This is a genomic window from Niallia sp. Sow4_A1, assembly GCF_052116745.1.
Classification (GTDB): Bacteria; Bacillota; Bacilli; order Bacillales; family Cytobacillaceae; genus Niallia; species Niallia hominis.
In genome coordinates, this window is the sequence record NZ_JBQKKM010000081.1 from 1 (window position 1) to 11,675 (window position 11,675).

The window sequence follows — 11,675 nt, forward strand, 5'->3', positions numbered from 1 at the left end:
GAACACACAAAACAGAGAAGATTTAAGCAGGACCCAAATGCATATTTAAACAATATTGAAAGCAAGTGGAATCGGCACAACTAAATCATTGTGTTAGTTGTGCCGTGTAAGTTTTTTTTCTTATGTTTAGAGATGGGAGAATCTTTCATCATAAATCGACTGGGGACATTCCCTACAACATTAAGTCTCCTAATATTAAGAATCCAATTTAATATGAATTTTTTTCCTTATAGGTTCCTCATATCTATAATTGCAGAATGTTCATTTTCTTTTTTAAAGTGAAATGTGTGAAGAGTTTTTTCTGTAATAACACAACTTCGTTTTTTGCTAAATTCTCGTATCATTAAAACGGAAAAAAACTAATATCCTCACATTATAAATAATATTTATTTATTCTTCCATTTCTTTTATCTTTTCAATCCTTAACAATTTCGGCAATACTAATAAAGCTGTTTGTGCGAATCCCCCATAAATCAACGTTTCCAATAAATTCGTAATTTTGTTGACTTAACAATGTTTCTAAGCTTTCTTTCCGTTCCTCATAGGGCAATTTGTATTCATCGATTAAATGCGCTTCGTCACCTACTATTTCATAATAACTAAATAAAATGGAGTAACCCATCAAAACTATCTCCCCTTTTTCCCATCGTACAATGTATTCAATTAAATACATTAATTTATTTCTATACAAAACATAGATTTTCATATTTATGTTACTTAGTATAATGTTGTAAAGTAAACTGAATATAAACTTCTAAAAATTTATTTTCAGTTTACATTTTGCTTTTATAATTAGGATAACTTATAGCTATGGAGGCATTTGATGTTTAAAATATTAGTGGTGGAAGATGACAAAAATACAAGAAAATTAATGTGTGCTGTCTTAAAACAGTATGGGTATCAAACCTTTGATGCTCAAGATGGAATGGAAGCTCTTTGTATGATGGAAAAAGAACATGTTGATTTAGTAGTTCTTGATTTAATGATGCCGAAAATGGATGGCTATGAATTAACGCGACAGCTTAGACAATCATGGGAGACTCTCCCTATATTAATGGTTACTGCAAAACAAGAACCAAAAGATAAAAGGAAAGGGTTTCTTGTCGGTACCGATGATTATATGACTAAACCTGTGGATGAAGAAGAAATGGTGCTTCGTATTAAAGCTCTTTTACGGAGAGCTAAAATTGCTAATGAACATAAGCTTACAGTGGGTAAAACGGTACTTGATTATGATGCACTTACCGTATCCCGGGGTGATCTCGTTTTTACGTTGCCACCTAAAGAATTTTTCTTATTGTTCAAACTACTATCCTATCCAAATATGATTTTCACACGCATTCAGCTCATGGATGAGATTTGGGGGATGGAATCTGAAACAGATGATCGCACACTTAATGTTCATATAAACCGGTTAAGAGACCGGTTGCGAGATATTCCAGAATTTGAAATTGTGACTGTTCGCGGACTAGGCTATAAGGCAGTGAAAACAGGATGAGAGATTTCTTTACCAAACGATTAAGTCTTGCTATCACATTAGTTATGTTTGTCTTTAGTGTAATGGTTGCAACGGTATTGGTAGCTGCCATGATTACTTTTGCCTTACAGCATTTAGGAATTATCTCAAAGAATAGTCAGCTTCCTTTATTTCCCTTAGTCGCTTTTTTAGGCTTCTGTATATTACTTGGAACTTCCTTAACAGCCTTTCTCAGTAAAAAGGCATTAAACCCTATTCGAACCGTAATCGATGCTACACATAAAGTTGCTGATGGTGATTTTACGGTGCAAGTAAACATAAAAGGAATAGGAGAATTAGAAGAATTATCCCAAAGCTTCAATAAAATGACTCAAGAGCTTTCCGGAATTGAAACATTACGAAGTGATTTTGTAAATAATTTTTCACATGAATTCAAAACCCCTATTGTATCTTTACGTGGGTTCGCAAAATTACTAAAAGAAAATAATTTAACAGAAGAAGAGCGACAAGAATACCTAGATATTATCATAACCGAGTCGGAGCGGTTAGCGGCACTTTCTACAAATGTACTGGCACTTTCAAAGTATGAAAATCTTGAAATTATTACCGATAAAGCGCCATTTCGATTGGACGAGCAAATACGAAAAACAATCGTCTTAATGGAACCAAAATGGGCTGCCAAAGAAATTAATATTAACGTCGAACTAGATGAAGTGACCTATAGTGGCAATGAAGATTTAACGCAACAAATTTGGTTAAACCTTTTGGATAATGCTATTAAGTTTTCAAATGGTGGGGGCTTGATACAAATAACCCTTACAAAGACAAAGGAAGAAATTTGTTTTATAATCCAAGATAATGGATCTGGTATGGATGAGCATACAAAAGCACATCTCTTCGATAAATTTTATCAAGGAGATACCTCTCATTCCAAATCAGGCAATGGGCTAGGATTAGCACTTGTAAAGCGAATTGTGCAACTATGTTATGGAGAGATTTATGTTGAGAGTGAAAAAGATTGTGGTAGCATCTTTATCGTTCGAATATAAGTACTTCCCTCTTTCCTTTTGCTTTTTCCATAGACAAGAGAGATATTTTAATAGTGAAAATTTATGTTTTTTATAAAAAAAGAAGGCTCTTTTCTAAAAGATTGTTTCTGTTGGATAGCAAAGGTGTTGGAAAATTTTCCAAGAATAATAGTATAATAATGCTTGGAGGGATAAATATGTTAAAAAAACTATTAGCAATAATTTCAGTACCTTTAGTTATTGTTCATTTAATCATTCTGTACTTTTGGATTGGTGATTGGGAAAAATTAGTTACGGAAATAGGATTAATTAGTTGGATTGGTTCAATTATTTTAGGCATAATTGTTTATTTCGCTTATCGTAAATTAAACCATTCTGAAAAAAGATTTTTAGTTACCAAAAGAATTGTATTTAGTTCAACTTTGACGACCATATTTTTGGGTGTTTTCGCCATTATAATTGAATTCATTACGAACTCAATGCCATAAAAGAAGTGTTTTACACACTACTTCTTATACTTTCTACGGTTGTATAGTTCACACGTTTGCAAGAACCCAATAGCAAATCTTTTACACGTTCCTGAAAAGGCATTTTCTTATTAAGTTCAAGGTAACGATGCCAGAATAGGTAATTATTAAGGTATTTAGTGGCTACACCTTGAAATCTATCCATCCATTTTTTTAAGCGTTTATGATACCCATTTACGTGTTGGATATGGTAAATTCCCTTGTTTTTATACTGTTTTTTACTGACATTGATTGCTTCGTGTTGCAACTTTTTCATCGTTGCAAATTTCTTGTAGTTTGTGGCTGTATCAGTGCATAACAAAGCAGAGGTGTCTATATGTTTACCTAGCACCAAGTCTAATTCGACAGCCGTTATACGCCCTGTTCCTGCTGTTTGAGAAAGGATTTGACCATTTCTATCGTGTGCAACTACTACACAAATTTGTTCTTTGGAAATTCCTCGCTTTTTAGCTACACCACCACGTTTACGAGGCTTTCTGTGATGGATATGCTTTTTCCCTTTATCGCTCTCTAAAAAGAAGGTTTCATCACTTTCTACAATTCCTTGAAGCGTATTGTGACCGAGCGAACGAATAGCATTAAGAATTTTATGTCTCCAATAAAAAGCAGTAGATGTGAATATCAAGTTCTTTGGCGATTTTAGGTAAACTTAACCTTTCAATCATCATTTTGTAATATTCGAGCCACTTATGAGGGTATTTCGTACCAGAAAGGGGGCTACCAGTCATATCATTGAATGACTTACCACAATCTTTACATAGATAGCGTTGACGAGAACGATATTTACCATTTCGTTTAACAGACATACTCCCACATTGAATACACGCTAATCCATTTGAAAAGCGTGTTTCACGAACTTCGCCAACCATTTTAGAAATGTCATTCTTTGGTTCTGGAAATAAATCTTGCTTAATTGCTTTAAACATTTCCAGTTGTTCATTCTTTGAAAGAGTATAAAAGTCTTTGTAAATATCGTGCCAAGCCATTGCGATTAGTAACACCCCTATTCAACCTTTTATTCTATTATATAGGATGCCCCTCTTAGCAACAATCTATACGAAAACAGCCAAAAAGAAACAGGCACCAATTGCTGTGGTACCTGTTTTTTCTCTCTTCAATATTATCCCCAAATTTCTTTTGCCACATCAACAATGTATTTCAATTTATTCCATTGCTCTTCTTCTGTCAATTTATTTCCATGATGAGTGGAAGCAAATCCACATTGTGGACTGATACAAATCTGCTCAAGAGAAACGTACTTAGAAGCTTCTTCTACACGTGCTTTGATAGCTTCCTTATCTTCTAATTCTCCACTTTTTGAAGTGAATACTCCTAAAACTACTTGCGCTCCACCATTTGGTACAAACTCAAGTGGTTTGAAACCACCAGAACGTTCATCATCATACTCTAAGAAGAAACCATCTACTTTTTCCTTGGCAAAGAAGCTAGGCGCAATTTTGTCATATGGACCTTCAAATGCCCAAGTAGATTGATAGTTTCCACGGCATAGATGTGTTGTAACGATTAAATCTTCTGGTTTTCCTTCTAGAACACCATTAACTACACGTAAAGCTAAATCGATTAATTCTTGTCTTTCTAACTCACTTTTTGCAAATGGTAATTCTGGAGCACAAAGTCCTGCAATATAAACATCGTCAAATTGTAAATAACGACACCCAGCTTCATAAAATGCTTGAACTGCATCACGATATGCTTGGATAACATCGTTTGCATAATCTGCAAGCTCCGGATAGATTTCTTCATTACGAATTCCTGCATTGAAAAATTGATTTGGACTTGGGATTGTCATTTTGGCAACGGCACGATCTCCCACAATCTCATAAAATTCCTTGAAATCTTTAAGATGAGGATGATCAGGATTAAAAGATACTTTTCCTGTAACTCGTACGTCATATGCTTCTGTTTCAACCCCATTAAATTTATAACCGTGGTCAGGTACATAACCTTCTACACCATTTAAATGCTCCATGAAATCAGTATGCCAGAAGCGACGACGAAACTCACCATCTGTAACTGCTTGAAGACCAACTTCTATTTGTTTATCGACAATTCGTTTGATTTCTTCTGTTTCTACTGCACGTAGTTCTTCTGCAGTAATAACTCCATCAGCAAACTTCTTTCTAGCATCATGAATTGATTGTGGACGAAGCAAACTGCCTACATGATCTGCTCTAAATGGTGCCTTAATAATCGTTTTTGTCATTTGAATCCTACCTCCGTAAATTTCTTCTCTCTTTTTTTTGTTTGGATTTTTCTAAAAAACAAATTATTATGTATAGAAAAATCTCCTTTGTGGATCATACATAACTAATTTCCACACCTTGCTTAGTTATAAATAAATGTAACATGAAAACAAGCATTCGGAAACACACAAAATTTTAATTCTTGTGATTATTTAAAACTTTTCTAGTAATTCTACACTATTTCGAAAAAGAATACTAGAAGAAACAAAAAATAGACGCAAGCTACTATTTTGTTATAATAGCTGACGTCTATTTTTTATCATTTTATGTTTTAATATTCAAATCATGATGCAAGGATTCAGATGGAATAGGATTAATCGGAACTTGTCCTTTCGGAACTGGTTCTTTTACATAAACGAAGTCACCTGTACCATCTTGTGCACTTCCTGTTGCCCATAAGCCCTCAGAAGAAGCATCTCCTTCTGATAGATTCCAAAATTCATATGCTTCTGGTTGCGATTCTTTTTCTGCTTCTGGTGGGAAAGTTGCTGGAACGACCACACCATTTTTCGCTTCTAGTTCCTCAATTGCAGCCATCCATTGATATTGGTGGTAGCGGTCACGGGCTAACATTTTTCTAAATGTTGCTTTAACTCCCTCATCTGTTGTCATATGGTACAATCTTGCCACCTGCAGACGGCCTTGGCTTTCTGCGTGAAGATTGGAACGCATATCTGCTAATAGGTTACCACTTGCTACAATATAAGATCCATTCCACGGTACCCCATTAGAGTTTGTAGGCATACCACCCAAACCACTTACTAGCAGATGCTGTGGATTAATTCCACCCATAATGGCTGCAACTGCTGGATCTTTTGCAGCCTCCGCTTGATCCTCAGGTGACGCTCCATCTAGAAGCTGACTTATAAGAGAGCAGAGCATTTCCACATGTCCAATTTCCTCTGTCCCGATATCCATTAGCATATCCTTATATTTTTCTTCTCCTCTACAGTTGAAACCTTGGAAAAGATATTGCATCATAACTGTCATTTCCCCGAATTGCCCTCCAAGTACCTCTTGGATTTGACGTGCTAACATTGGATCTGGATTGTCCACTTTCACTTCAAACTGTAATTCCTTTTGATGACGAAACATGATATCTCCTCCTTATGACTTTTCGTATTTACTGTTCGATTAAGATGTACCCCGGATTACATAAGAGTAAACTGCGGGAAATATTTCCAAGCAAAAAGTTCCAGGTGCTAAAATGCCACCTGGAACTTTTTTCTCTTATAATATACTAATATAGTAACTTCCTCCGTTTTTGCATCAAAAAGAAGTATTTTCATTTAAGTAAAACGCTTATATTTAAGAATAAAGAACCATTGCTAATCAGCTATATAATAACTGGATTATTTACTGCATTAGTATTGGTTGCGATTAGTCCTAGTGTACTCAATCCAGAGCCTGGTATCGCTATTTTAACTGGAACTGCTATATTCCCTTTAACAAATTCGGCCATCATTTCGATTCCAGCTGGTTTCTTAGGAGCATTTATTGGAACATCACTATCCAATAAACGGGATGAGAAGAAATACGCAGAAGTTATTGTTAAAGCTAATACGGGGATGAAGTGAAAATATAGCGCTGACATTCCATAACTTATTGTACAGGAAAGTCAGTCCATTGCTTTCCCGGGAAATAAAATGACAAAAACCGTCAATAATCGATTATATCCTATTTTTTCCGCAAACTCCTCTAACGTAGTTGATTACTTATTATATTTTTGAAGGCAATAACGTTTTCCCACGTCCAACATCAAAGTAACTCAAATATAGAATAAGATGGGAAAAGTAGAAATAGTAAGAAGATAAATTTATTTTTTCATACAGAATAATCTCCCTTTTTTTCCTTGACCTTAAATGAAGTTGCCTCATAAATTCGAGACAACTTCTTCTACAATAAAGCAATTAATGCATATTATTATTCATTTGCTGTTGCATCGGCATACCTTGAGCAGGAGCAAATCCGTTTAAGATTTGCTGCATATCTTGTGCTGCTAATTGTGGCACTTGATAATAATGATGCTTGTTTTGATATAAGGAAACTTCATAAGCCATTTCAAGACAGTTTGGTATAGACGCGGCAATAACACGGCGTACTACTGGATTGGTTGTCTCTGAGGCTGCCATCGTTTTCATAGAGGCAGTTCCCTTAAGTGCATTTAGCATTGCTGCTGCCACATGTTGATCACTTATTTCCGTAACATTTTGAATTGGTTTAGATGGTGGCATTTGCGTCATACCAAAGATGAAATCATTATTTTCTTTCATCATATATGGCTCAGTTCTCTTAGCAGGAGGTTGTCCTGTTTGAAAACACTGTAATGTTAAATTATATTCTTCTTGGATAAATTGAGATTGTCTGTTATGGATATCACGTAATTCAGGATCCTGAATATGCCCCCCTAACAGTTTATATAAATTTAATGTATTTATTGCACCAGCCAAAACTTCATGTACATCGAACATTTCATGCCCACCATGATTCATTGCTTGGGGAACTTGTCCTGTTTGTATATTTTGGTGTACTTGCTGTCCATTTTCTAACATATAACGTCCTCCTTTTCTAATATAATAAACAACAGGATTAGTATGATAAAACCACATTAAACTATTCGTTTAAAAATAAAACATAATATGGCAATACATATGGTTTGGTTTCTAAAAACTTGAATTATTTTCTTATTTTAATCCATCCTAACAATTAGGAGGAGGTGTTATAATGCCAAGAGATCAAGTACATGTTAACGTGGATCCTAATATGGATGGGCCAAGAGAGGGAGTAATTGCTGATGCTGATGGAGACCAATTAGGTATAAGTAGAGACACTGGCGCAGAAACAACTGCCTTTCATGTGAAGCAATTAAAAAAAGACCCTGAATTGGCAAAATTTAACCAAACATTTAAACAATAATTTATAGAAAAAGAATTTGTAAAACTTAGGAATCATATGGAGGTAGAAATGAGTAGCTATTTAGATAAAGTGGTCACAAAAGTAAGAGATACTTTCGCTCATGCAACTGATTCAGTTCGCAAAAGTTTCCTCAACCTAACTGGAGAAGCTTCTGTCTCCATTAATCAGCTTGCAGCTTTTATAAAAGATCATAAGGAAACAAAAACAGAATGCAAATATTTATTGGGGAATTATTATTATTTTAGCCATTTGCAGGAAAATGGCATTCATTACTATTTAGAGACAAATGGCAATTATATTTTACAGTTAGATGCTAGCACAAAGGATCAGATTCTTATTGCCTATCGTTCTTACAAGGACAAGTTGTCTTTAAATTCCCCCATTAAATTCCCCAAAATATATTAAAAATAACAAAAAAACAGGATAGCATGAATTGATCTCGCTTCCTGTTTTTTAATATAGCTTAGACTATTTTCCCTTCCCAGCTCTGCATCCCACCAACCATATTTACTACATGAAAACCATTTTCCGATAATAATTGGGCTGCCTGACTACTTCTTCCACCAGCTTGACAAACGATATAATATTCTATTTGCTTATCTAATTCATGCATACGAAATTCAAGTAAGCGTAAAGAGATATTCATTGCGCCAGGAATTTTTCCTGTAGCCACTTCAGCTGGTTCACGAACATCAATAATGGATACGTTCTCCCCGCTGGATAGTTTACGATTTAATTCCTTTGGTGTTATTTCCTTCATACTATTATTCCTCCCAAAAATATTTTTAGCTACTTTAGATAAATAAATTCACATGCCCATCCTCTGCTTCTGCTAAATAGGCAGCTACACCAGCATACTCTATTCCGTCTAACAACTCTTCTTCTTTTAATCCAAGTAAGTCCATTGTCATAGTACAAGCAACAAGGTTTACATTCTGCTCTTGTGCCAATGCAATTAATTGGGGGAGTGTCATCGCATGATGTTTATCAATAATATGCTTAATCATTTTCTGGCCAAATCCTGCATAATTCATTTTGGATAAACCCATTCTCTCCGCCCCCCTTGGCATCATTTTGCTAAAAAGCTTTTCTAAAAATCCTTTATTTATTTGGACCTTTTCTTCCTTTCGAAGTGCATTTAGTCCCCAAAAGGTATGAAATATCGTTACTTCATGATTATAAGCAGCTGCACCATTCGCAATAATATATGCGGCCATTGCTTTATCATAATCTCCGCTAAATAGTACAATCGTTGTTTTCTTTGTCATTGTCCCACTCCTAGTCATTTACCTTTACCCCTATAGGTATTATACATACTAAAAATAATAAGCTCTATTATTCTAGAGCCTATCCCTTTTTATCATCTACTCTTTACTAACAGGTTAACAGCTTCTTTAATAACCTCATCCATTCTTTCGCCGTTTTTTTCTGCTTCTACTACACAATCTACTAAGTTAGTGCTAACAATTACTCCCATTGTTCGATCTACTGCTGAACGAACTGCTGATAGCTGTGTTATTACTTCCTTACAATCCTTATTATCTTCCATCATTTTCAGAATCCCTCTTAGTTGACCTTCCATTCGTTTCACTCTATTTTTTAATTGATCATTATATTCCAAAGAAAATGCTCCTTCCACTCAATAAGTATTTTTTAATCAACCATTATTAATCATTTCATTATACTTGATTAAATAATACTATATATAGTTTGTCAACGAACAAGCCAGCTAATGAAAAGGAGATTTCCTTACCATTCATCTATTTTTTCTTAATCCAAAATTTGATAATAGAACCTTCTTGTTCTGTTTTTAAAATTTGATGTCCGACTTTTTTTGTCCATGCCGGCAAATCAGTTAAAATTCCTTTGTCTGTTGCCAATAATTCTAATACTTGATTACTCTGTAACTCATCTATCCCTTTTTTTAACTTAACAATTGGCATCGGACAAGTTAAACCTGCAACGTCTAATATAGAATCAATTTGAATAGACGCTTCTGCTTTACTTCCTTCTTCTTTACGTTCTTCTTTTTGCGAACTACTTTCTTTTGTGATTTCTACTGTATCTGTCAAATTAGTAACAGCAGAATACGTTTTCCAGCCACCATCTACATTTTTTACGTCAAATCCATTATTTTTTAATATTCTACTAGCTAAATAACCTCTTAGTATGAGTAAAATGTTTGTGGGAGAATAAATATCCTTTTTGTCTAGTTGGGGGACGCGTCCTCCAACTAGACAAAAAGGCCACCAAGCGAGAGCGCGGTAGCTGGAAAAAATTAAGCATTAAAAAAGAGAGCTTCCTTTTGTAAAGTAGAATTTGGCGAAAACTACGAAAAGGAGAGGCTCTCATGAATCAATGTAACACAAAAATGCCATCATTAAAAGAATTGGAAAAAACTTTATTTCGAACACTCCAAATGACGTTTCAAGAAATCCTTGTTCAAACGTTAGAAAATTGGGATCAAGAGATTGCCCAGCAACGAGACAAAAGAAGATTTGCTTTACGAGATAAACGAGAAATACGAGTAGATACAGCGTTTGGAGCAGTGGCGTTGAAGCGTAATTATTATTTCGATCGTGTAACCAAAAAATATATTTGTCTGTTAGATCACTACTTACAGTTTCAAGGGAATAAAGGGTTTAGTCCACTATTAGAAGAATGGGGGCTAGAATTAGCGACAAATGGCTCTTCCTATCGAAAGGCGGTGGAAACATTCGAACAATTTTTAGGTTATTCGGCGATGAGCCACGAAGCATTACGGCAACATCTTCTTCATACAAGCGTCCTTCCCGCTAAGGAAAAACGCCCTTTTCAAAAGGTATTGTTTGTCGAAGTAGATGGATTATATGTGAAGAGTCAAGAAAAGAAAAAGCGTGGATGGGAGTTGAAATTCGCCGCTGTACATGAGGGATGGAAAGAAAACGGAAAGCGAGTCAGACTCCGAAATAAAAGGCATTTTCTCTACGAAGGAAAAGAACCCTTTTGGGAAGCTTTTGAAACATTCTTACAGAATCATTATGCGTATGATCCTACCCAAACCTTGCTTATTATTAATGGCGATGGAGCAGGCTGGATAACGGCATGTCGAGAGTATTTTCGGGAACGAGCCTTTTTCACCATGGATCGTTTTCATGTCGCTCGTTCGATGAAGCAGCTTATGAAAAACCATCCTCGATATCGCTACATGAAAAAAGCGTTAAGAAATTATCAGGTTGATTCCTTATTTTTAGAGTTGAATAGTGCAGTAGGAACAATGGATACACCAGAAGAAGAAGAAAAACTAGCGCATTTCCTCGCCTTTTTAACGCATCATCAGGAAACCATAAAAGATTATCGTAGTTGGTTACAAGAGAAAGGCGTGGACACGGCAGCATATCGACCAATGGGAAGTGCAGAAGCAATGATGAATCAATTAGCCAAACGATTAAAAAATGGAAGAGCATGGAGCAAAAAAGGGGTC

The 11,675-nt window shown here is 35.2% G+C and carries 15 protein-coding genes and 1 pseudogene; 7 read left to right on the top strand and 9 right to left on the bottom strand.

Annotation, left to right across the window (positions count from 1 at the left end; all coding sequences use genetic code 11):
* Positions 1-415: 415 nt before the first annotated feature.
* The gene (locus ACTQ5K_RS24360; RefSeq protein WP_441994398.1) at positions 416-622 is read right to left on the bottom strand and encodes a hypothetical protein; all 207 of its coding nucleotides are present in this window, start codon (positions 620-622) and stop codon (positions 416-418) included.
* 201 nt (positions 623-823) lie between these two features.
* Between ACTQ5K_RS24360 and ACTQ5K_RS24365 the strand changes: the two genes are divergently transcribed.
* The 3 genes from ACTQ5K_RS24365 to ACTQ5K_RS24375 all read left to right on the top strand — a co-directional run bounded on the left by ACTQ5K_RS24365 (position 824) and on the right by ACTQ5K_RS24375 (position 2,993).
* Complete coding sequence (locus ACTQ5K_RS24365; RefSeq protein ID WP_031536408.1) at positions 824-1,498, top strand: response regulator transcription factor; 675 nt, start codon at positions 824-826, stop codon at positions 1,496-1,498.
* Positions 1,495-2,526, top strand: coding sequence for a HAMP domain-containing sensor histidine kinase (locus ACTQ5K_RS24370; protein ID WP_031536407.1), 1,032 nt, complete (start codon positions 1,495-1,497; stop codon positions 2,524-2,526). The genes ACTQ5K_RS24365 and ACTQ5K_RS24370 overlap by 4 nt, the downstream gene beginning before the upstream one ends.
* A gap of 176 nt (positions 2,527-2,702) precedes the next feature.
* Entirely contained in the window at positions 2,703-2,993 is a 291-nt protein-coding gene (locus tag ACTQ5K_RS24375; protein ID WP_031536406.1) for a hypothetical protein, read from the top strand.
* A gap of 10 nt (positions 2,994-3,003) precedes the next feature.
* Here ACTQ5K_RS24375 and ACTQ5K_RS24380 read toward each other — a convergent pair.
* The 3 genes and pseudogenes from ACTQ5K_RS24380 to ACTQ5K_RS24390 all read right to left on the bottom strand — a co-directional run bounded on the left by ACTQ5K_RS24380 (position 3,004) and on the right by ACTQ5K_RS24390 (position 6,391).
* Positions 3,004-4,018: pseudogene (locus ACTQ5K_RS24380) on the bottom strand (IS1595-like element ISBsp9 family transposase).
* 134 nt (positions 4,019-4,152) lie between these two features.
* A complete protein-coding gene (locus tag ACTQ5K_RS24385) occupies positions 4,153-5,256 on the bottom strand; it encodes a 5-methyltetrahydropteroyltriglutamate--homocysteine S-methyltransferase (protein ID WP_031536404.1) in 1,104 nt (367 codons plus the stop codon).
* A 304-nt stretch (positions 5,257-5,560) separates the two neighbouring features.
* Positions 5,561-6,391: a manganese catalase family protein gene (locus ACTQ5K_RS24390; protein ID WP_031536403.1), complete on the bottom strand. Its 831-nt coding sequence runs from the start codon at positions 6,389-6,391 to the stop codon at positions 5,561-5,563.
* Positions 6,392-6,621: 230 nt separating this feature from the next.
* On the opposite strand from ACTQ5K_RS24390, the gene ACTQ5K_RS24395 reads away from it, so the two are divergent.
* Positions 6,622-6,873, top strand: a complete 252-nt coding sequence (locus tag ACTQ5K_RS24395) for a hypothetical protein (protein ID WP_031536402.1) — start codon at positions 6,622-6,624, stop codon at positions 6,871-6,873.
* Positions 6,874-7,206: 333 nt separating this feature from the next.
* Here the strand turns inward: ACTQ5K_RS24395 and ACTQ5K_RS24400 are convergent, their stop codons facing one another.
* Positions 7,207-7,848 (bottom strand): spore coat protein, encoded by a 642-nt coding sequence (locus ACTQ5K_RS24400; protein WP_031536401.1) that lies wholly within the window; start codon positions 7,846-7,848, stop codon positions 7,207-7,209.
* A gap of 172 nt (positions 7,849-8,020) precedes the next feature.
* On the opposite strand from ACTQ5K_RS24400, the gene ACTQ5K_RS24405 reads away from it, so the two are divergent.
* Positions 8,021-8,212, top strand: coding sequence for a hypothetical protein (locus ACTQ5K_RS24405; RefSeq protein WP_031536400.1), 192 nt, complete (start codon positions 8,021-8,023; stop codon positions 8,210-8,212).
* Positions 8,213-8,260: 48 nt separating this feature from the next.
* Positions 8,261-8,617: a hypothetical protein gene (locus ACTQ5K_RS24410; protein ID WP_048718454.1), complete on the top strand. Its 357-nt coding sequence runs from the start codon at positions 8,261-8,263 to the stop codon at positions 8,615-8,617.
* Positions 8,618-8,675: 58 nt separating this feature from the next.
* Here the strand turns inward: ACTQ5K_RS24410 and ACTQ5K_RS24415 are convergent, their stop codons facing one another.
* The 4 genes from ACTQ5K_RS24415 to ACTQ5K_RS24430 all read right to left on the bottom strand — a co-directional run bounded on the left by ACTQ5K_RS24415 (position 8,676) and on the right by ACTQ5K_RS24430 (position 10,284).
* Positions 8,676-8,972, bottom strand: a complete 297-nt coding sequence (locus ACTQ5K_RS24415; protein ID WP_048718457.1) for a rhodanese-like domain-containing protein — start codon at positions 8,970-8,972, stop codon at positions 8,676-8,678.
* A gap of 34 nt (positions 8,973-9,006) precedes the next feature.
* Positions 9,007-9,480, bottom strand: a complete 474-nt coding sequence (locus ACTQ5K_RS24420; protein ID WP_441994399.1) for a DsrE/DsrF/DrsH-like family protein — start codon at positions 9,478-9,480, stop codon at positions 9,007-9,009.
* Positions 9,481-9,572: 92 nt separating this feature from the next.
* Entirely contained in the window at positions 9,573-9,833 is a 261-nt protein-coding gene (locus ACTQ5K_RS24425; protein WP_031536397.1) for a metal-sensitive transcriptional regulator, read from the bottom strand.
* 139 nt (positions 9,834-9,972) lie between these two features.
* Positions 9,973-10,284: a sulfurtransferase TusA family protein gene (locus tag ACTQ5K_RS24430; RefSeq protein WP_441994400.1), complete on the bottom strand. Its 312-nt coding sequence runs from the start codon at positions 10,282-10,284 to the stop codon at positions 9,973-9,975.
* A gap of 278 nt (positions 10,285-10,562) precedes the next feature.
* Here ACTQ5K_RS24430 and ACTQ5K_RS24435 point away from each other — a divergent pair.
* A partial coding sequence (locus ACTQ5K_RS24435) for an ISLre2 family transposase (protein ID WP_441994401.1) occupies positions 10,563-11,675 on the top strand: 1,113 nt, incomplete at its 3' end.

Coding starts and splice junctions, on each gene's coding strand:
- ACTQ5K_RS24360 (WP_441994398.1), bottom strand. CDS start 622: ATGGGTTACTCCATTTTATTTAGTTATTATGAAATAGTAGGTGACGAA.
- ACTQ5K_RS24365 (WP_031536408.1), top strand. CDS start 824: ATGTTTAAAATATTAGTGGTGGAAGATGACAAAAATACAAGAAAATTA.
- ACTQ5K_RS24370 (WP_031536407.1), top strand. CDS start 1,495: ATGAGAGATTTCTTTACCAAACGATTAAGTCTTGCTATCACATTAGTT.
- ACTQ5K_RS24375 (WP_031536406.1), top strand. CDS start 2,703: ATGTTAAAAAAACTATTAGCAATAATTTCAGTACCTTTAGTTATTGTT.
- ACTQ5K_RS24385 (WP_031536404.1), bottom strand. CDS start 5,256: ATGACAAAAACGATTATTAAGGCACCATTTAGAGCAGATCATGTAGGC.
- ACTQ5K_RS24390 (WP_031536403.1), bottom strand. CDS start 6,391: ATGTTTCGTCATCAAAAGGAATTACAGTTTGAAGTGAAAGTGGACAAT.
- ACTQ5K_RS24400 (WP_031536401.1), bottom strand. CDS start 7,848: ATGTTAGAAAATGGACAGCAAGTACACCAAAATATACAAACAGGACAA.
- ACTQ5K_RS24405 (WP_031536400.1), top strand. CDS start 8,021: ATGCCAAGAGATCAAGTACATGTTAACGTGGATCCTAATATGGATGGG.
- ACTQ5K_RS24410 (WP_048718454.1), top strand. CDS start 8,261: ATGAGTAGCTATTTAGATAAAGTGGTCACAAAAGTAAGAGATACTTTC.
- ACTQ5K_RS24415 (WP_048718457.1), bottom strand. CDS start 8,972: ATGAAGGAAATAACACCAAAGGAATTAAATCGTAAACTATCCAGCGGG.
- ACTQ5K_RS24420 (WP_441994399.1), bottom strand. CDS start 9,480: ATGACAAAGAAAACAACGATTGTACTATTTAGCGGAGATTATGATAAA.